Below are 20,919 nucleotides of genomic sequence, written 5' to 3' on the forward strand. Positions count from 1 at the left end.
CCCCATCATCTACCTTTCTTTCTAAATCTATTCAGTATTAAAGATACATCGTCTTTAATAACTTTTAAGAATATTAGGGCTACAAAATAAACAAGTAAACCAACAATAATTTGTACAAACAGCAATAACGGAACATTAGATATAGGAAGGAAATTAACTCCGTAAACACATATCCCCATTATAGTGGCCGCTGTTATTATTTTAATATGAGAGAATGTAAATTTGATTTTTAAATTAGATAAGTGATTAGTTTTGTAATAGGATAGGATAAAATAGACGAAATAGGCTATTAGCGTTGCCCAAGCGGCTCCAATATAACCGTATATAGGAATTAGAATCAAATTAAATACTATGTTAGTAATTGCGGCTACAAGTGATATATTTGCTATTTCTTTACTCTTTTTAACAAGCTCCAAACTTTTGTTAAGGTATTGTCTTACACCAAGAAACAAGAATCCGAACGTGACAATTGGTATGATTATATATCCAGCTTTAAAATCATTTTTAATAAATAGTGAAGTGATATTATTAGAAACAACTGAAAGTCCCACAACTGCAGGTAATATCATAAGGAAAAAGTATTTAAAAATAGTGTTAAGTGTATAGTTAACTTCTGTTTCTGTATTATTGCGATGTTTACGGAACAAGATTGGCTCAGCTGTAGACATAAAAATTGTTATTAATGGCATCATTATTTGCTGTGCGAAAGAATAATTGATCGAATATATACCTACTTCACTACTGTCTCGTAAGAACTTTAGCATATATCGATCTGATAAAGTTAACAGCCAATGAACTCCCAATATTAATATAAATGGAAAACCATAATTAAAATATTCTTTAATTAAATTAAAGTCAAGGTTATCAAATTTATACAGCCTTAACTTTTTCTTTTCTTTAATAACTACTACAAGTGAATAAATAATATCTGAAACAATCGTTGCGATAAGAATAGCAGCGATACTTAAATCAAAATTCTTAAGCAAATATATAAATAATAAAAACCTAATTAATATTGTTAATGTAGTTAAGACAGTTGCAAATTTCGCTTTACGATTAGCTCTTAAATACGAAAAGAAAAAGGAATGAAGGTTCGCTGAAAATAATAACACGATTGTTAACCATAAATACTTACTTGGAATAATCTCATCTATTATGCCAAAATAGCTTAGTACAAATAATATTATTGAAATAAGTGTTACTAATGCCGTTAAAGCAATTATTGACACTATTATTAACTGTTGTTCTTTAGTATCCTCTTCGTCATTTGTATAATAGCGAATAAAGGCCACATTAATCCAGTTAACTGAAAGTATTCCTAGAAATCCAGCTGAAGCATTAATTAGACTATATTGACCATATTCAGCGGTGGTGAAATTACTAGTGAAGATAGGAACGAGAAGAAAACCTATAATCATTGGAACTATATATGTGATAGCATAATACACAAGATCGTGCCCAAAGGACTGCTCTCTTTTACTCATAATTGAAACTCCTTAACAACAAAATTACTGAGTCTTCAGTAAACAACATATTCTTCATAAAAACACATCTAAGGAATTATTCCTCAGATGTGTTCTCATGATTCAAATGATTTTTGAGAATCTGCTCTATTTCATTTACATTATCTTCATATGGTTCAAAATAGTATATTCCATTTATACGAGCGTCTTCCCCATTGAACTTGAGGTTTTCAATATTTGCGGAATTTAGATCCGCAAAATTTTTCTTTAAAGAAACTAAATCTAATGCAGTTAAGTTGGTTTGAATATTCTCACCTAAGTGGTCCGCTATATCATCTAATTTAAATAGGCCAGAAACAGACAATGTTTTGTCTAATGCAGCATCAATAACTTGTCGTTGCCGGTCACTTCGACCAAAATCACTATCAAACCTTCGCATACGTACGTATGCTAGCGCTTCTTCACCGTCTAATTTCATCGGACCTTCCGTAAATTGGATTTTTTTTCGGTTTACTTCGTCACTGTACTCCCAAAAATCAAACGGCACGTCCACTTCTACACCATTAATTTCATTGATTATATCTTTAAACCCCTGAAAATTCACCTTAGCATAATAATCAATAGGAATATCTAAGAAATTTTCTATCGTGTCAATTGTCATATCAGGTCCACCAAAGGCATGGGCATGGTTGATTTTATCCATTTTTCCCCTACCAACAATTTCAACTCTGGTATCACGAGGAATGCTAACCATCTTGGCAGTTTTTTTCTTAGGGTCAATCGTTAATAATATTAAGGTATCTGTACGGCCATGGTCGCCACCTGTAGAATAGTCCTCAACGCCCATTAGCAAGATCGAGAAAGGATCTTCACTTATTTTAACCGCTTCTCCACGTAGTTCTGATTGATTACCACGCTCTAATTCATTAAAAGTTTTCTTAGATGCTTGATATCCTTGAAATGCAACATAAGCACCATAACCAACAACTAATAAAACGATTAGAGAAATTAACAAAATAATTTTTCGTAGAATTGAGCGTTTTCTTCTTCGCCTAATACGCGACTTGTTGTTTGCCAAACATAACGCCTCTTTTCAATTCAAAAGCTCTACATTAGATATATTATAGGAAAGCTTCTCATTGATTTTTAAGTAGTTGAGTTTCTGGAACTTTTCTAACTGGCTTTGCAGGAGATCCAATTACAAGCATTTCTGCTTCCACATCTTTCGTGACAACACTCCCGGCAGCGACGGTGCCATCTTTTTCAATAGTCTTTCCAGGAAGGATCGTAGCATTTGCACCTATTCTTCCCCCATCATGGATCGTTACTCCTTTGAAATGGTCATATCTTTCTGACGATCTTGCCAAGTAATTATCGTTTGTTGTTACTACATAAGGTGCTACAAATACATAATTACCCAGTTCAGAATATGCAGTTATATATGAGTTAGTCTCCAACTTACATTTAACACCTATTTTACAATCATTTTCAACCGCTACTCCGCGTCCAACAATCGTTTTTTCACCGATTGTAACACGCTCACGAATTGTAGCAAGGTCTGCAACAAATACATCTTCACCTAATTCCGCATTTGCGTAAATAATAGAGGAGGTACCGATTGTACAGCCAGAACCTATCTTAGCCGGGGGGAGATTCTTGACCTCTGGAAGTATAGAATTTTTAGCACGAGCCGGTTGCTTACCAATTATTGCATTGTCTTGAACCATAACTCCATTACCAAAATGCACTCCATCATATATTATTACATTGTTTCCTAATGAAACATTCTCCCCAAAAGTTACGTTTTCTCCAATAACAACATTCTGACCTACTTGTATGGGTTGCATAAATTAAGCTTCTCCTTCCCTGTTCTTTTCAAAAAAGCTTTTCATTGTCTCTATAACAAATTCTTGCTGTTCTTTCTTCAATTCTGGAAACATAGGAAGCGAAAGAGCTTCTCCACATGCCTTTTCTGTATGAGGAAGGTCTCCTTCTTTATATCCAAGATTTGAAAATACTGGCTGAAGGTGTAAAGGCTTAGGATAATAAATCATTGTAGCTATACCATGTTCTTTTAGAAATGCCTGAAGCTTGTCCCGTTCTGGCACACGGATAGTGTATTGATGGAAGATGTGGTAATTATGTTCTTCAACAAAAGGAGTCACAACTTCCTCTTTTAGGTGCTTGTTAATCAATTCTGTATAATACTCAGCATTTTGGATTCTTTTCTTATTCCAATCAGTAAGGTGTGGGAATTTAACATTTAATATTGCAGCTTGCAGTTCGTCCAACCGACTGTTATAACCTAATACATGGTGATAATATTTAGGTTTACTACCATGTACTCTGATAACCCGCATTTTTTCAGCAACTTCATCATCGCTTGTGATGATCATACCTGCATCCCCATATGCTCCTAAATTCTTTGTTGGAAAAAAGCTGTACGTTGCAGTAGTACCAAGTTCTCCTACTTTCTTTCCTTTGTATTCAGCACCAATTGATTGCGCCGCATCTTCAATGATAGCAAGATTATGCTTTTCTGCTATCTCTTTGAGTGCATCCATATCAGCCATCTGTCCGTATAAGTGAACAGGAATAATAGCCTTTGTTTTATCTGTGACAGCTTGGGCTACAGCAGAAGGATCGATATTATATGTTTTAGGATCAATGTCAACAAATACAGGGGTAGCACCCGCTCGTGCTATTGCACCTGCTGTAGCGAAAAAAGTAAATGCTGGACAAATTACCTCGTCACCTTCTTCAACTCCACATCCTAATAAGGAGATATGAAGTGCATCACTACCATTTGCCACACCAACGCTGTGAGTAGCATTACTAAACTCAGCTACATCTTGTTCAAGTTTTTTTACATTATCACCAAGGATAAATCTCGAACTAGACATTACTTCCTCTAAAGCTACTCCAATCTCACCTTTTAATGATTTATATTGTTCTGTTAAATCAAGCATAGGTACTTTCATAAGTTAAACCTTCTTTCGATAATTTTTAGATATTTTGATATATATCAATTAGTGTTTCACTTTCTTTTTCCCAATTGTACTTTTGTTCGATTGCTTCTCTTCCATTCTTACCCATTTCTTGAGCCTTTTGAGGATTGTTTGTTATCCACTCAATCGCCTTAGCAATTTCATCCGGATTTAATGGGTCGACGCAAAGTCCGCAATCATTACCTTTTATTATATCTTCCCAGAGCTTAAAGTTAGATCCGATAACAGGAATTCCTGCTGACATATACTCGAACATTTTATTAGGCTGTGCATTAATGTGGTTAGGGAGTGGATGGTATAAAACCAACCCAGCAAGAGATTCAGACATAACACTCGCAACCGTCTCTCGGTCTACAAACCCCATATCCCGTACATTCTTCCACCCAATATTTTCTTCAAGATCTTGTCTCAATGCTACAGGCGCTATATTCCCGCCTAATATAAGGAGAGAATCCGTTTTGCCTATAGCTTCTACCATTTCGCTTGCAGCTCTAACTTTTGTAATTCCACCAATGAAACACACCGCAGATTTTTTCTGATTCCAATCTGAATCATCCATATACAGTTCGCTTAGGATAGGATAATTGTTTACATTATAGGCGTTTGAACCTATACGTTTGAATCTTTCACATATATATGGAGTAGCGGTTATGACTGCATCAAACTTTTTAGCAGCATAGTGTTCGTATCTTTCAAACACAACGCTGATACTCTTTCGAAGATACTTAGGAATCCACTGCTTTTCTAAGATCTGTCTTGGTACGTCTTCATGTATATCATGAACTACTTTTTTTCCTTTTCGCTTTAATTTAAGGCCTATTGGAATAAGTTCGGGATCATGAAAATGATAGATGTCTGCGTCTACTTTTAACGCGGCTTCATATACTTTTTTGGTTGTATTTACCATTCTATTTCTTTCATTAGTTGCTTCAGAAGCCACTCCAATAATATTAACTCCATCTTTTACAAAAGAAGTCGTATTTGGAACTACATATGAAACATCATATCCAGCTTTCTGAAGCGAGCGACATTCTTTTATAAAAATCCTTATATCATTAGGAGAGTGGACCGAGGTTAAATGACAAACTTTCATTTTGTACTACCTACTTTCAACTCAAACTAACTTATTATATATTTTGCCCAATTCATTGATAACTGCCTGTTTGCCAAATCTCTTTTTGCAATCATCATGAATAGTTACTGGGTTATAATCTTTTTGATGATTCTTCATGTATATTAATCCATTAGCTAGTTCCGAAACACTTCCTGGTTGAACTAATAACCCATTCAAATCGTTTACGATCATACTTGGGCCACCACTATCCGTTGCAATAATTGGTGTTCCAACTGCTAAAGCTTCGACTAAAGCAACACCAAATGTTTCGTAGTAACTTGATGACACAAACACATCGGCCTGTATCATTTCCTTTAAAACATCTTCTCTAGAAAGTGCTCCTAAAAACGTAACTCTAGATTCCAGGCCATATTCTTTCACTAATTTCTTTAAATGCTTCTCTTCTTCTCCCATACCACCGATCCTCAACGTTTCATCCCCTTGATTGAATGCTTGAGCAAAAGCGGTGATTAGCAGGTCAATACCTTTGTTAGTATTCAAATTTGCCACTATAAGAATTCTGAAATCTGATGTTGAAACGTTGGACTCTTTTGGAGTCAACTGGTCCATTTCAATGAAATTTGGAATCAACCTAATGTTTTTATCTGTATAAGATTCTAGGTCTTTCTTCAAACCAGGGCCTACAGAAATTATTTCATCCGCTTTCTTAAATGCTGTTTTTGCTAATGTTTTTTGGTAGGATTTGAGCATATTTCTTCCAAATGCTGAAGAGTGTTCAGTAATGACCAAAGGAAGATTTTCTTTTTCACTTAACTCGCTAGCACCATATCCTCCCCATAAACATGAATGTGCATGTATAATATCAGGTTTACCGATATCATTTACTATTTGTTTATATAAGGATTTTAGTCGTTTTTTAAAAATCAGTTCTGTGCTATATGGTGCATTTCCAAAGATGTTAAAACCTTTATAGCGGTATGTCACTACTCCATCTTCTACCTCGTGAGTTAGTTTGTCTTTTTCTTTGTGAATACCGATAGCCTTTAAACTCCATATTTCAGGAAAAGCGACAGTTACTCTATATCCGGCTTTACTTAAAGCAATAGCTTGCTCTTTATAGAAAATACCCCTATAAGGCTTGCCCTCCATAGGGTAACCAGAAGGAACAATTAAGACATGCATACCATTCCTCCTCATACTACCTACCCTCATCTACTGTAAGGTTAATTAGTAAATCATCAACAATTTTTTCCCAAGAGTATTCATTCAGGACAAATTTCCTTCCATTTTTCCCTATTTCATCTTGATCTTCATCAGATAAATTAGCACAGTAAAGCATTTTTTCAGCAATGTCTTCAACATTTTCTGGTTCAGCGATTATCCCACATTTTTTTTCAGTAATAAATTGTGCACTTTCACCTGAACCACAGTATAAGACGGGAGTTTCTGTAGCCAATGCAGGGAATATCTTAGAAGGTCTAGCACCTTTAAACAATTCTATATTTCGCAATGAAACAATACTAAAATCTGTTACTGAGAAAACTTTTGGCATCTCGGTTACAGGTACCGACTCATGAAATTGAATATTGTTCAATCCTAGCTCGAGAGAAAGATCGATTAATTTTTGTTTTTCAGGCCCATCACCCACGAATAAAAACTGAATATTCGGAGTTTTGTTTTGCACTACTTTTGCAGCATGAAGGATAGAGTCTAACCCCTGGGCATAACCCATTCGTCCTGCAAACGTAAATACCGTTTTGTTTTCTCCCTCTAATTTCTTCAACCAATTATCATCTTGAGGCTCCGGTTGAAATGTTTCAGTATTCACTCCATTAGGTAGTAAAAAGACACTATATTGGGGTTTGCCTTTGTTAATTAAATATTCTTGGATTCCCTCTGTTGCAGCAGCTAATTTCCATGATTTTTTATAGAGAAACATTTCAAGTTTTTCTGCTAAACGTATGAATTTTTTATTTGTTACAATCCCTAATTCAACAGCAGATTCAGGCCAAATATCAGCTATATTGAAAACAAATTTGGACCTTTTCATTTTAGAGGCTATATATCCAGTTAGTCCTAAAAAAAGTGGAGGGGAATTGCATATTATTACATCCGTCTTACTTGACTTCATTACTGAATAAAACGCACTGAACGTAAACGAAAAGTAAGAAAGGAGCCTTCTCCAAAAGCTACCTTTAGGAGAAGGATATATCCAACTTCTGTGAACAGGTATTGAGTCATATGTTTCAAGCTCATAAAATTTCCCTTTATACTCTTCAGGGATTATTCCATGAGGATGATGTGGAAAGGCAGTGATGACCTCCACCTGATGACCCCTTTTTTTTAGTTCTTTACTCACTTCATATAATCTAATTTGAGGAGCACCTATTTCCGGTGGGAAGTGTTGACTAAGCAGTGTAATTTTCATTATTCTCATCCTTATTTGATAATGCTTACCGAATCATTTCGCATATTTTAACAGAAGCTTGACCATCCCCAAATACGCTAAGATAATTTGGCGTGACTTGTTTTTCAACCGCATTAACTATTTTCTCAAGATCAGTTCCAACAAGTACGTTGGCACCGCCTTCTAAAGTTTCTACCCACTCGGTTTGTTCTCTCAAAGTAACACATGGTACTTCCATAAAGTAAGCTTCTTTTTGAACTCCGCCAGAATCAGTAATAATTTTCCGAGAGTTTTGTTCAAGAGTTAACATATCCAAGTATCCTACTGGTTCAATAACGTGTAAATTAGGAACTGATTCTAAATCAAAGCCCTGATCCTCTATTACTTTTTTTGTGCGAGGGTGAATAGGCCAAACTTTAACAGTATCAATTTTAGAGAATGCATTTAATATATTTCGCATTTTGTCGCTATCGTCAGTATTTTCAGCTCTGTGAACAGTAATTAAGTGGTAGTCTTTTGAAGTTAGACCGTTATCTGAAAGTACTGTAGACTTCTCTTCAGCCAATTTTCTGTTGAATTCAACCGCGTCATACATTACATCTCCAACATTAAATACTCTTTCTCGAATATTCTCATTCTGTAAGTTTTCAACAGCCGTATTTGTTGGACAAAACAACATGTCTGATACATGATCAGTCATAATACGGTTAATTTCTTCAGGCATGTGTTTATTAAAGCTTCTAAGCCCCGCTTCAATATGAATTACAGGGATATGCAATTTTGATGCAGCCAAAGCTCCAGCAAGTGTGGAGTTTGTATCACCATATACTAGTAAATAATCAGGAGTTTCCTGTAAAATTATCTCTTCAATCTTAGTTAACATCTCGCCTGTTTGCTTTCCGTGATTACCAGAACCGACTCCAAGATGAAAATCGGGTTTCGGTATTTCTAATTCATCAAAGAAAATATCTGACATATTTTTATCGTAATGTTGACCTGTATGTACAATTAGTTCAGTATGACGCTTTCTTAATTCACGTGATACTGGAGCAGCTTTAATAAATTGAGGTCTCGCACCTAATACTGTTAAAATTTTCATGTGAAAAACTCCCTTCATTCTCATCTTCTTAAGTAAGAGGCATAGATGATACTCATCTACGCCTCTTTATTAAGGACTCTATAACTTGTAGTATTTAGCTGGTTTTTCTACATTTTTGAAAGCATTACGTGTATCAAAAATAACAGGACTTCTTTCAGCAATCATCTGATAATCAAAGTCAGAATGGTCAGTTGCTAATAGAACTAAGTCAGCATTTTCAACTAGCTCTTCAGTTAGAGCAACCGTTTCATTCACTTTTTCTGCAACTTTAAATGATTCAACGTGTGGATCTGCTACGATCCAATCTGCTCCTGCTTCTTCCAATTGTTCAAGAATAGGCAGTACTGGGGATTCCCGAACATCTTCAATATCCTTCTTATAAGCAACGCCAAGCACAACAACGCGCGCACCGTTTAATGCTTTCTTATCTTTGTTCAAGATCTGCATGCAACGATCAATAACGAAGTCAGGCATACTCGTATTGATTTCACCTGCAATTTCGATTAATCGTGTATGATAGTCAAATTCTCTTGCTTTCCAAGTAAGGTAGAAAGGATCGATCGGAATACAGTGACCACCAAGCCCTGGTCCTGGGTAGAACGGCATGAATCCGTAAGGCTTCGTTGCTGCAGCGTCGATTACTTCCCATACGTCGATGTTCATCTTATTACAGAGAATAGCCATTTCGTTCGCAAGTGCGATGTTAATGTTTCGGAACGTGTTTTCCAAAATCTTTTCCATCTCAGCTACAGAAGGACTGCTAACTTCATGAACATCACCTTCTAATACGTTACGGTACATAGCAGAAGCGACAGTTGTACATGATGGTGTAATCCCACCCACAACTTTTGGCGTGTTCTTTGTATTGTATATCTTGTTACCTGGGTCAACTCGTTCTGGAGAGTATGCGATGAATAAGTCTTCGCCACATACTTTACCAGTCGCTTCAAGAATCGGTTTTAAGATCTCTTGAGTTGTACCTGGATATGTTGTACTTTCTAGAACAACGAGCATACCATCATGTAGATACTTCGCAATTTCTTTTGCAGAGCTCTCTACGTATGACGTATCTGGTTGCTTGTACACATCAAGAGGTGTTGGCACACAGATCGCGACTGCATCAACATCCGCGATTCTTGAATAATCTGTCGTTGCAAAAAGTTGCTTTTTCTCAACGTACTCAGCAAGCTCTTCTTCAACAACGTCTCCAATATAATTAATACCGTCGTTAACGAGGCCAACTCGCTTTTCTTGAACATCAAAACCAATAACATTATATCCAGCTTTCGCTTTTTCGACAGCTAATGGTAAACCAACATAACCTAATCCAACAACACCGATTGTAGCTGTTTTGTTTTCGATTTTTGCTAAAAGTTCTTTCGCATTCGTGTTCAACTGAATATCAACCATGATTATTCCTACTTTCTTTTATATTAATCAAGTACTTTAACTGGAGTGTTCGTTTCTGCTGAGTCATACAACGCTAACACTAGTGCAAGTGCCTTCTTACCATCTTCACCTGTAACAACTGGCTCTCGATCTTCCTCAATAGCCTTCACCATATCCTCGATAATCCATTGATGTCCTGGCTTACCAAATGGATCAGCTTTTACTTTCTCAATTAGCGTGTTGCTTTCTTCATCATTAAGGTCTTCTATCGTCAAATGTTCAAAAAGAGTAGCTGTAGTACCACCGATCTTCACAGATCCAGTTTCACCGAACAAACTAATTGTTTCTTCAAGGTTCTTAGGATAAATGGTAGTCGCTGCTTCAATAATTCCAAGTGAGCCATTCTTAAATCGGATTACCCCTGTTGAAACATCTTCCGCTTCTATATCTCTAAGTCTTGTTGCACTCATGCTATAAACTTCCTCAACATCACCCATCAACCAAAGAATCAAGTCCAAATTATGTATCGCTTGATTCATGAGTACGCCACCGTCTAGAGATTTTGTCCCTCTCCAAGGTGCCTGATCATAATATGCTTGATTACGATTCCATCTTACCGTAGCATTTGCATGACTTAATTTACCGATCTTGCCTTGGTTCATTAATTCTTTTATCTCCATCATAACCGGTCTAAAGCGGTTTGGATGCACTACTGATAGCTTAACATTATTTTCTTTACATGCATCAATAATACGTTGAGAATCTTCAAGAGTAAGAGCGATCGGCTTTTCTACGACGATATGTTTCCCTGCAGCTGCTGCTTGTACAGCAAGGTCTCCATGAAAGCCGCTCGGAGTACAAATGTTAATCACATCGACGTTATCATTCGCCAATAATTTGCTAAAGTCATCAAAAGCTTCAACACCATAATCTATAACAAATGGTTCCATTTTTTCAGAAACAGTATCACAAACAGCAAATAACGTAGCACCCTCAGCTGCTTGAATCGCATCTGCATGTTTCTTTGCTATATGGCCACAGCCTACAATTGCAAAATTCATATGTGTAAAATCTCCTTTTCGTTTTCCTATATATAGTTTTCTACCGTACTTTGTATTTTATGAACATACTTGTAAAGACATCTATATAATAAAATCTTCTATAGTAATTGTATAGCAATAATTTTCAATATCAATTGTTTTGTTAAATCGACTAAAAATCGACTAAAATCAAAAAGACATCTGTCATATGATGTCTTTTGGTATTACTAAATTTTCTATACCACTCTTATGATTATATCAAACCGTTTTGGTTAATTACCTGTAAAGTAAGATGTTAAATATTGCGCCCAAATATTATGTCCCATTTCATTAGGTTCACTTTTATCAGTTAGGTACTCATTCATTTTCTCGTCGTCTGACGCTGGCCAAGCTTCCCAATGGTTGATATAAACATAATCGTTTTCAGCAGCATAATTTTGTAGTTCCTCTACTTGTAAAGGATAATATGTTGCATCATATAAAGGATTCGATGGCTGGAGCATAATCGTGACATCTTCATTCATTTTTTTATATTTGCTTATAATATTTGTAGCAATTTCAAGTGAATCCTCAATACGTATGATTCCATTATTCTTCAGCAAAAACGGTTCTAATAGCAAAACATCAACCTTAGAAGCAGTAATTTCTTGTACGACTTCATCAGACGTTTTGTCACCAAAAGAAGTAACGGATAGTTCAAAGACACCTTCTCCATATGTATTATCCAAGTTCTCTTGTAATACTGCAGGCCAGCCAACACGATCTTCAGATGTAGCTGAGGATCCAACAGCTTCAACCGTTATAGGAAGTTCTTCGTTTTGTACATCTTCTTTTATTTCCGTAGGAAGATTAGATGTTAACTCGTTAACCTTCCCTGAGACCTGGTTCTTGTTATTTTCATTAGTACTTACCTCTTGTGCACCTACTTGTTCGGTAGCACCTGCGCTACCATCATAATCACTCGCTCTACTTTCCCAGTGGCTCTTTCCTAATATAATGACAACAATACATGCTAGTAATAGTACGATATTCATTACTTTGTTCAATATTAATCCCCCCGCTTTTAAATAGAAATATTATCCTTAATTGATTACATTTTCTAGCGCCTAATTTCAATTATATAGAGAGACCCCCACAAAATAAACAAAATATCGAAAATTGTTTGTCTTTGTTAGAGAACGTCGAAAATAGAAAAGCCACTGATCTAAGATCAGTGGCTCTTTCATCATATTGCGTTATTACTTTACTAGCTTTTGAAGCTCATCTTTTGTCATCTCACTTACAGCACCATTTCCACCTAGTACCTTCACAGACGTGATGTCATTTGTGTAGAGGTACTTAGTTAGGAAGGATTCAACTTCACCAGGAACGTCATCTTTTTGAACAAGAATCATTGTTCCATTATTCATTGTAACTAGTGGAGCTGAAGCAAGAGCATCAGGGAATGTTTGCCCACTTGCTACATAAAGAGTATCTGTAGAATCAGCAAACATCGTTTGAATTGCTGCAAGAGTTCCGTAACGATTCTTACCCTTCAGACGTTCAGTACTCGAAGCAATCTTTTCAACTTCTTTGAATACATCGTCAGAGATTGCACCTGTTCCACCAAGAACATATACATTCTCACCAGCAAGAACCTCTTTTGCTTCCTTAGTTAACTTCTTACCATCCGTTAGTACGATCGGCATTCCATTTTCACCAGCAACACTTGCAGCACTTAGAGCATCTGCATAAGTCATACCTGTTGCAAGGAAGACACCATTACCAGCAAACTCTAAGTCAGAATCACTTTGTAAATGGTTAACAATTTCGATGTTTGTATCGAAACGACTCTTACCAGATAAGCGATCTACATTGTTTGCACTCATACCAAGTTCAGCAAGTTGTACAACTACATCATCAGAAACAACTCCTGTTCCACCGACGATGATAGCATTTTCTGCACCTAGACGTGAGATTTCAACTTTCACTTGATCAGATAGCTTTCCATTAGGTCCTGCTAGTAAAATCGGAGCACCGTATGCAGATGCTAGTGGTCCTACTGAAAGAGCATCAGGGAAGTCATAGCCAGTTGTGATGACAACAGTTTTGCTATCATCTTTACCAAATCCATTTGGATACATTTCCTTAGAAGTAGCTATAGCTGTGCCTTCACGGTCTTTACCTTTAATCACATCAACTACTCCGCCATCAACAGAAACAGGAAGAATAGAGAGTACTTCACCAGTATCCGCATCTGTTAAGAATACACCAGCAGTGTAATCACCAGAAGACTCAGGTGCTGTGATCTTCACATCTGTTTTAAATGATTTTCCTACTCCAAGGTCAAACGTTTTATCTGTTGCTTGTAGTTCACCTTCACCTTCGACACCTGGGCTTGTTACTTTTTGTTCAGTGATTGCTAGATCAACTGCAGTGTCGCCACCTTCAGCAGTAGAGTAACCATAAACGGCTACAAGATATTGGCCATCTTCAAGGTTATTAAGCTTCACAGCTTCATCAGAAGAAGCTGAGCCTGAGCTAGCCACCATCTTAGGACCATCTTCTGTAATCTTGTAGAACTCTAAATCAACATCATCCAATGGATTATTTGGATTAGAAGTTACCACTTCTAGTGAGATATTGTTTTCAAGATTAAGAACTTGAGTATAGTAACCTTGTAATGGAACCTCAACATTCTCTTTCGTTGTTTCTGCCTTACTGAAATCTCCAGTTTCTACTTTCACTTTCTTAGAAGTAGACATGTAGTTTTCAAACATAACTTCTTTCGTTGCTTCAAATCCTGCAGGTGTTTGACCAAGATCAATCTGACCTGGGGATTTCACGACACCTTGAACAAATGCTTCAAAGTTGAATTTGTTCATTTCTTTGCCTTCTTCAGGACCAAACGTACCGTAGATCGCTACTTCCCATACTCCTGCTTTAGGGCTTTCAAATACGTTTTCTTCTACTTTTAATCCACCATTACCGTACCCAGCGTAACCCTGATAGCTACTTACTTGTGTACCATTTGGATCGAAGACCATCATTCTTACACGGCCTTGATATTCGCCATTTTCTTGTAATGCTTCAAGAGCAAAGCGAATTTCTTCCATTCCTGGCTTCACATCAAAATAATAGTGCTTCGTTTGAGAAGCTTGTACTTCGTTCTCATCACTAAAGCGATACTTATTATCAGAAGTAAACTGTTCACCCATAATGATTGTTTGGTGAGATCTAGCTTCTACATAGCTTGTTGAAGAATCATCGATAACTAACGTGCCTTCATTTCTACCAACCTCAAGCTGAGATTTATCGTACGTTACTGTTATTGCTTCACTCTTGCCTGGTTCTAGCGTGATCGACTTTTTAGATGGAGTGAACCAGCTCTCAGATGGAGTGATAGAGAGAGTTTTCTTCTCATCAGTTGGGTTCTCGATCAGAACTTCAACCTTTTCAGGAACTTCTTGATTTCTTACGTAAAGGCCTGCACCGCCAGATACTTTCTCACCGTGGTAGACTTTCACGTTCACTTCTTTTAACTCATTAACAAAGTTATTCTTCAAATATTCAAATGCAGCAGGTACATCGATAAGACCAGCACCTTGTTGCGTACGAGTGTACCCTTCAAGTGGTTTAGCAGTTTGAATCAACGCTTCACGAGCTGTTTCATAATCAAATGGTACGCGATCCTTAAGAGAAGCTTGCTTCAATAGCGCTAGAGCACCAGCTACGTAAGGAGCTGACATACTAGTACCTTGAAGAACTGCATAATTACCCAATTGAGCAGGATAAGCTGCAAAAGCTGCTCCCGGAGCTACGATATCAGGCTTTTGCATTCCGTCTTCACGTGGACCGTTAGAAGAGAAGTACCAAAGTCCGTCTCCTTCTTTCGGCGTTCCATCCTCATTCTTACCGTATGGATATGCACCATATTCTGTTGCCCACATTGTTTCGTCAATGTGTGCTCCTACTGAAACAGATGCTGTGCTTGTTCCAGGGGAACCTACAGTATCTGCTCCTGGACCAGAGTTACCAGCTGACATTGAGAAGATTGTTCCGAATTCTTCAGATAAGATGTTAGCTAGTTGATCATCTGAATCCGTTCCATCGTTCAAGTCAGGTAATGAGCCAAGACTCATATTGACAACATCTACGCCAAAACCGCCTAAATCTTCAGGAAGAGCCGCATCTACCATCGCTGACATAATGCTGTAGCTTGAAGCACCGCCCTCAGCTTTGAATACTTTTAGACCAACAAGCTCAGCACCTGGAGCTACACCATCTTTAGAAACTGCTCCAAGAGCATTTGTGCGTGCAGGACCATTCGCAGCTGTAATACCAGAAACGTGTGTTCCGTGTCCGTTAACATCGAAGAAAATGTTAGCAAACTGACCTTCAGCATCTAGTGAGTTAACTCGGAAGTTAGCTCCTACAAGATCGTCATCTGGATTTACATCGAACGTACCAGCTTGATTATTCTTGTATGGCATTTCATCAGAGAAGTCTTGATCGTTATCTTTGTCGATATAAACCTCATCATCAACCATCAATACGCCAAATGCGTCAGCATCATTACCTTCTACATTTTCGTTATTATCCTCAGTTACTTCTCCATCAGCATTCATGTCACCCGCATTATAGTCAGGTGCAAGCATTCCAAAATGGTACTCATCATCAGAAGCATCGATTCCTGCTGTTACATATGTATCACCATCAGCAGTGAAAGAAGCGCCCTCATCGAACGTTTGATCAAATACGACGTCACCTTCTGCAAGCAGCATATCTCTTTCATAAGTCTGATCGCCTATTGTATAATCACGTACACCTACGATTTTTGACTTTCCAAAATACCCATCTTTTAACGTTGCAGTAAATGCTTCGTGACCTGGGTCTGGACCAGAGTCAATGATTCCTACTCTTACTCCTGAACCATCATATTTATTGTGAAATTCGTCTACGCCAGTCGCATCGTGAGTTTCCTCAGTTTGTGGACCATCAACTTCTCCACCTTGCTCATTAACTGGCTTAATGTCAGGATCATCGAACGTCTTTTCTAATTCTACAGTACCGTTTTTACCTAAAGATGCAACGTCTGCAAGGTTATAAACGTCCATAACTTTTGAAGTTGGCATTTCCGTTAAGTAAATATAGTTTTTATGGTTGTCCTTTACTGTAACGCCTAGCTTCTTCAACTGTGAACTAATGTCTTTCTTCCCTTTTGTAACAACGATTAGTTCTTGAGATTGCTGACCACTAAGTGCCAGAGCTGAAATTTCTTGAGAGATAGGTGCCTTGAATTTCTTTGTCTCTTGTAAGGCTGCATCAGCAACTTCCGGATTGAATCCGACGCTCGCAAAAGATGAGGCGATCAAAGATGCCCCTGCAACGACGGAAAGAACTTTGTTCTTGAATGTCATGTATAAATTTCCCCCTAAATTAATTTATAAATCCCTCTTCAACCGACCCTCCTCGTTGAAAATTTACAAAATTTCTGTATTTTCAGTTTACTGCGTAGGTTACAAACCGTCAACAAAAAACTGTATAAAATTACAAGAATTTTAAATTATATAACAATTATCTTAATGATATTCTATAAATCTATTTTTTTCCATAAAAAATAGCCTCGAAATAAATCGAAGCTAGTAAAGAAACTTATTATCTATTGCCCATGCCAGTTCAACTGATATTGCTCCATACCCACCCAAAATGTTGTATTGTTGTGCGCCTCTGTTCTTCAAATATGTTATTTCTTGCGCTACTCCGGGAAGTAATTTGTTTGGATGAGTTAGCATAATCGGACTATTTTCTTTTGCAGCAAGTGCTCCTCCTACAAGAGCATCAGGAAAGTTCGTTCCTGTCGCAATATAAATGTGTTCCAAATTAGGACCACTAAACCTTTTGATTACTTGATAATTTGTTTCGTATCGATCTTTGCCACTGACCCTAGAAGATGGAATACCAAGGGATTGAACTGTATCATCCGTAATGACACCTTCGCCACCTATTGTATATGAATCTGCGATGTTATTATCTTTCAAATAAGAAGCCACTTCAGTTGGAACTTTGTTTTTTTGTACAAATAATACAGGAGTATGCATCTTACCCGCATAAGGAGCAATCGAGAGCGCATCCGGGAAATTCTCTCCGGAAGCAATCATTGCTTCATTCGTTGAAAATGGTATTGCTTCATTAATTGCAACAGACGTTTCATAACGATCTTTGCCTGATAAACGGATTGTGTTTATCTCTTTCTCTGCTAATTGTTCTTCAATTGTACTTGAAACTGCTCCACTGCCTCCAACGATTACAACATGTGTGACACCGAGACGTTCAAGCTCTGTCGTGTTTGCATGAGAGAGAGTCTTCCTTTGTTGCAGAAGGATCGGAGCATCAAGATAAGTGGACAATGGAGATGCTGCCAGACTATCCGGGAATGTTAACCCACTTGCCATAATGGCAAACTTCCCTTTTATCTTAGCATCATTTAAAACGACTTCTTTTTCAAGTAGTTCTGGCCATCCATGCTGCGAAACGGCGATAGCTGTTTCTACAGCATTTTCACCATACAATCGGTTTTTGTTTTTGATACTATTTATTGCGCCTAATACATTAAGTCTGCCATTCCCAAGTTCGTTCAAATCCTCGATTGGATTTGCACTTGAAATAAGAATATCGGCTACTTGTTCTGGCTCCAAGAACGGCGCATGTTGCATAACCATTCCAGCTGCAGAACTAACGATAGCTGAAGACATACTAGTACCGGTAGAATAATTGTAACCATCGATCCAAGTACTATAGATATCTGTACCAGGCGTATTGATATCAACATTCTTACTATAATTTGAGAAATCACCTTTCTCATCAGTGCCTGTCTTAGTAGAACCCACTGCAATAGTAGATTCGTAAGCTGCAGGATAAATTACCTTGTTTAGATTATCATTGCCAGCTGCTGCTACAACTAGGACTCCGTTTTCCGAAGCTTTATCAATCACATCATTCATTGACTTTAAATTGTTATATGATCCAAGACTTAAATTGATAATATCTGCACCATGGTTGATCGCATAATCGATCCCCTCAACCACCGTAGACATTTGCCCTACGTTTCCATCCATTACTTTAATAGGCATGATCTTTACGCCTCTAGATATAGAAGCTATTCCTAAATTATTATCGGTAGCTGCACCTATGAGCCCAGCAACATGGGTACCATGGCCCTCGTTGTCCTGGGGACTAGTGCCTTTAGAATGGAGGTTGATTCCTTTAACGAGGTTTTCTTTTAAGTCTGGGTGATCAAGATCAACACCAGTATCAAGAACGGCTACCACTACCTCATCGGTCGGTTCGTATGTATCCCACCCATCTGTTGTTGATAACTCAGATAGATAACCTTCTTGTTTTTGGAATTCAGGATCATTAGTCGTACTAGAATTCATTAAATATACAGGTACATCTTCTTCAACATATTCAACATTAGGAGAGTTTTTGAGCTCTTTGATCACGCTATTCTTCTCTGACTGGGTTGTTTCAATTACATCAAAGTTGCTTGCTTTACTTGATTGGGTTCTAACTAGTTCATTTGAATCGCTATACTTCACAATAATTTTCACAGTTTCTTCAGCATTTACATGATGACTAAATACGATGAAGAAACTGAAGACGATAAACGTGATGGTTACTTTACTGACTGCCTTCAATTCGTTTCCTCCTAATGCGTGGTAGTACTAGAATAAGGAAATCCAGAACGAATTGAAAGAGTTTTACGATAAATAGTTTAAATGTCACATAATGGAGTTTGTTCTGAATGGTGAGGATTGAGGGGTGAATCGATAGAAGGTTGATGGGATGAAATCTCGTAAAGAAGAGCGTCATAGGAGGATTGAAGCTTTGAGTACCTAGCTTCTAGAATGCTTTGTTCTTTTCTTAAGGAGCCAATGATTTGAATCAAACTTGCGACAAGAGTTTCCATATTCTTTAATCTATCTTCCATATTTAACCTCCTTTTCTATGTTATAATTTATATATAGCATACTATCAAAATATTTGCACAAAACAATATTGGGAAACCTAATCGCAAAATGAGACATTTATCACCGTTTTTCTTTTTATATTTCCCAACCTTAAATCTATTTTCATTTGTTCAAATTTTTAGTAAACTGTAATAGAATAGTTCTAGGAGAAAGGAAGCATCTCATGATTGGGGCAAAAATTCGTTATTTCAGGCAAATGAAGGGTATTACACAGGAGCAGCTTGCCTCGGGAATCTGTTCTATCCCTTATCTAAGCAAAATCGAACATGGTCTAGCTCAGCCGAGTGAGGAATTAGTCGAGCATTTATGTAAAGAATTAGGAGTATCTCTAGAACAGGTTGATGATGAAGACAAGATTAATAGACTTCATAACGATTTGGATACCTGGTATAAGGAAATGCGCCTTCGTAATTTTGAAGAAGTGACTATACTCAAAAAGCGTATTGAAGATGAGATAGTTGGAGTAGAAGATCCAGACATGTTAACTAAGTATCTTCTTCTTACCTTTAGGTACCACATCCTCTTCAAAGAAGCTGATAAGGCGAACGATATTCTAGAGAAGCTCTATCATGTACAAGAAAGACTGTCTGAAGATCTTGAGTACTTCTACTACTATTTCCTTGGACTATATTATTATCAAAATCGTAAGTTTAAAGAAGCGAATGAACAGTACACAAAGGCTCACAAGCTTCTTAGCTCTATGAAAACGAATAATGCTGAATTAGCTGAGTTTTACTATCAGCAAGCACTCGTTCACAACCGAATTAGTCAAATTACGTTATCGAATAACCTGGCTAGTAGATGTCTCGACCTCTTTAATAAGGAGTATAACTTCAAGCGAGCTGCTGACACCGAGATTTTACTCGGCGTAAACAATCGCATCATCTTAAATTACGGAGAAGCTGAGCATCATTTCCAAAATGCATTAAAGTATGCAGAATCATTTAATGATAAAAGGCTCAAGAGTATCATTTACCATGATCTAGGCTATGTATTTTCTTTTCAAAATGATTCTGAAAAGGCATTGCGTTACTATCAATCTGCTCTTCATAATAATGAAGAACACGAGATTGAAGACCGCTCTAAAACGATGTTTCTAATTGCTTCAGAGTATTATAAGATAAATGATTTTGACTTAGCACGTCACTGGATTGATAAAGGGTTACAGCTAGTAACAAAGAAAGAATACCTTGAGTATATCTATCATTTTAAGCTTCTAAGGTTAAAGCTTGATGGTGATGGAAACAACCGTGAAGAATTACTCAAGGACGCTGTTATCTACTTTGAAGCAAAAAACTATTGGATACATGTATCAGATTATGGAGAAATGCTAGCAGATTACTATTTTAATAGTGGTCAATATAAAAGCGCTAGCTTTTACTTTAGATTAGCTAATGATGCTAGAAAAAAAATTATGAATTAGAAA

The 20,919-nt window shown here is 37.1% G+C and carries 15 protein-coding genes; 1 reads left to right on the forward strand and 14 read right to left on the reverse strand.

Annotated elements, in window-relative coordinates; all coding sequences use genetic code 11:
* Positions 1–5: 5 nt before the first annotated feature.
* The 14 genes from LCM09_RS06145 to LCM09_RS06210 all read right to left on the reverse strand — a co-directional run bounded on the left by LCM09_RS06145 (position 6) and on the right by LCM09_RS06210 (position 19,453).
* Complete coding sequence (locus LCM09_RS06145; protein WP_224879597.1) at positions 6–1,484, reverse strand: flippase; 1,479 nt, start codon at positions 1,482–1,484, stop codon at positions 6–8.
* Positions 1,485–1,560: 76 nt separating this feature from the next.
* A complete protein-coding gene (locus LCM09_RS06150; protein ID WP_224879599.1) occupies positions 1,561–2,541 on the reverse strand; it encodes an LCP family protein in 981 nt (326 codons plus the stop codon).
* A gap of 58 nt (positions 2,542–2,599) precedes the next feature.
* Positions 2,600–3,310 (reverse strand): acyltransferase, encoded by a 711-nt coding sequence (locus tag LCM09_RS06155; RefSeq protein WP_224879601.1) that lies wholly within the window; start codon positions 3,308–3,310, stop codon positions 2,600–2,602.
* Positions 3,311–3,313: 3 nt separating this feature from the next.
* The gene (locus LCM09_RS06160; protein WP_224879603.1) at positions 3,314–4,444 is read right to left on the reverse strand and encodes a DegT/DnrJ/EryC1/StrS family aminotransferase; all 1,131 of its coding nucleotides are present in this window, start codon (positions 4,442–4,444) and stop codon (positions 3,314–3,316) included.
* Positions 4,445–4,469: 25 nt separating this feature from the next.
* Positions 4,470–5,564: a glycosyltransferase family 4 protein gene (locus LCM09_RS06165; RefSeq protein WP_224879604.1), complete on the reverse strand. Its 1,095-nt coding sequence runs from the start codon at positions 5,562–5,564 to the stop codon at positions 4,470–4,472.
* Positions 5,565–5,585: 21 nt separating this feature from the next.
* Complete coding sequence (locus tag LCM09_RS06170; protein WP_224879606.1) at positions 5,586–6,728, reverse strand: glycosyltransferase; 1,143 nt, start codon at positions 6,726–6,728, stop codon at positions 5,586–5,588.
* Between the two features lie 16 nt (positions 6,729–6,744).
* Positions 6,745–7,974, reverse strand: a complete 1,230-nt coding sequence (locus LCM09_RS06175; RefSeq protein WP_224879608.1) for a glycosyltransferase family 4 protein — start codon at positions 7,972–7,974, stop codon at positions 6,745–6,747.
* A gap of 25 nt (positions 7,975–7,999) precedes the next feature.
* Positions 8,000–9,052, reverse strand: a complete 1,053-nt coding sequence (gene wecB / locus LCM09_RS06180) for a non-hydrolyzing UDP-N-acetylglucosamine 2-epimerase (RefSeq protein ID WP_224879610.1) — start codon at positions 9,050–9,052, stop codon at positions 8,000–8,002.
* 78 nt (positions 9,053–9,130) lie between these two features.
* Positions 9,131–10,462, reverse strand: coding sequence for a nucleotide sugar dehydrogenase (locus tag LCM09_RS06185; RefSeq protein WP_224879611.1), 1,332 nt, complete (start codon positions 10,460–10,462; stop codon positions 9,131–9,133).
* A gap of 23 nt (positions 10,463–10,485) precedes the next feature.
* Positions 10,486–11,502: a Gfo/Idh/MocA family protein gene (locus LCM09_RS06190; protein WP_224879613.1), complete on the reverse strand. Its 1,017-nt coding sequence runs from the start codon at positions 11,500–11,502 to the stop codon at positions 10,486–10,488.
* A gap of 251 nt (positions 11,503–11,753) precedes the next feature.
* On the reverse strand, positions 11,754–12,527 hold the full coding sequence (locus tag LCM09_RS06195; RefSeq protein ID WP_224879615.1) for an SGNH/GDSL hydrolase family protein: 774 nt from the start codon (positions 12,525–12,527) through the stop codon (positions 11,754–11,756).
* Between the two features lie 192 nt (positions 12,528–12,719).
* Entirely contained in the window at positions 12,720–16,880 is a 4,161-nt protein-coding gene (locus LCM09_RS06200; protein ID WP_224879617.1) for a cell wall-binding repeat-containing protein, read from the reverse strand.
* A gap of 222 nt (positions 16,881–17,102) precedes the next feature.
* Positions 17,103–19,160, reverse strand: a complete 2,058-nt coding sequence (locus LCM09_RS06205; RefSeq protein ID WP_224879619.1) for a cell wall-binding repeat-containing protein — start codon at positions 19,158–19,160, stop codon at positions 17,103–17,105.
* A gap of 77 nt (positions 19,161–19,237) precedes the next feature.
* Positions 19,238–19,453 (reverse strand): hypothetical protein, encoded by a 216-nt coding sequence (locus tag LCM09_RS06210; protein ID WP_224879621.1) that lies wholly within the window; start codon positions 19,451–19,453, stop codon positions 19,238–19,240.
* Positions 19,454–19,656: 203 nt separating this feature from the next.
* Between LCM09_RS06210 and LCM09_RS06215 the strand changes: the two genes are divergently transcribed.
* Entirely contained in the window at positions 19,657–20,916 is a 1,260-nt protein-coding gene (locus LCM09_RS06215; protein ID WP_224879623.1) for a tetratricopeptide repeat protein, read from the forward strand.
* The last annotated feature ends 3 nt before the right edge of the window (positions 20,917–20,919 follow it).

Source organism: Guptibacillus algicola (assembly GCF_020171805.1).
GTDB classification, from domain to species: Bacteria; Bacillota; Bacilli; order Bacillales; family Guptibacillaceae; genus Guptibacillus; species Guptibacillus algicola.

Coding starts and splice junctions, on each gene's coding strand:
- LCM09_RS06145 (WP_224879597.1), bottom strand. CDS start 1,484: ATGAGTAAAAGAGAGCAGTCCTTTGGGCACGATCTTGTGTATTATGCT.
- LCM09_RS06155 (WP_224879601.1), bottom strand. CDS start 3,310: ATGCAACCCATACAAGTAGGTCAGAATGTTGTTATTGGAGAAAACGTA.
- LCM09_RS06160 (WP_224879603.1), bottom strand. CDS start 4,444: ATGAAAGTACCTATGCTTGATTTAACAGAACAATATAAATCATTAAAA.
- LCM09_RS06165 (WP_224879604.1), bottom strand. CDS start 5,564: ATGAAAGTTTGTCATTTAACCTCGGTCCACTCTCCTAATGATATAAGG.
- LCM09_RS06170 (WP_224879606.1), bottom strand. CDS start 6,728: ATGCATGTCTTAATTGTTCCTTCTGGTTACCCTATGGAGGGCAAGCCT.
- LCM09_RS06175 (WP_224879608.1), bottom strand. CDS start 7,974: ATGAAAATTACACTGCTTAGTCAACACTTCCCACCGGAAATAGGTGCT.
- wecB (WP_224879610.1), bottom strand. CDS start 9,052: ATGAAAATTTTAACAGTATTAGGTGCGAGACCTCAATTTATTAAAGCT.
- LCM09_RS06185 (WP_224879611.1), bottom strand. CDS start 10,462: ATGGTTGATATTCAGTTGAACACGAATGCGAAAGAACTTTTAGCAAAA.
- LCM09_RS06190 (WP_224879613.1), bottom strand. CDS start 11,502: ATGAATTTTGCAATTGTAGGCTGTGGCCATATAGCAAAGAAACATGCA.
- LCM09_RS06200 (WP_224879617.1), bottom strand. CDS start 16,880: ATGACATTCAAGAACAAAGTTCTTTCCGTCGTTGCAGGGGCATCTTTG.
- LCM09_RS06210 (WP_224879621.1), bottom strand. CDS start 19,453: ATGGAAGATAGATTAAAGAATATGGAAACTCTTGTCGCAAGTTTGATT.
- LCM09_RS06215 (WP_224879623.1), top strand. CDS start 19,657: ATGATTGGGGCAAAAATTCGTTATTTCAGGCAAATGAAGGGTATTACA.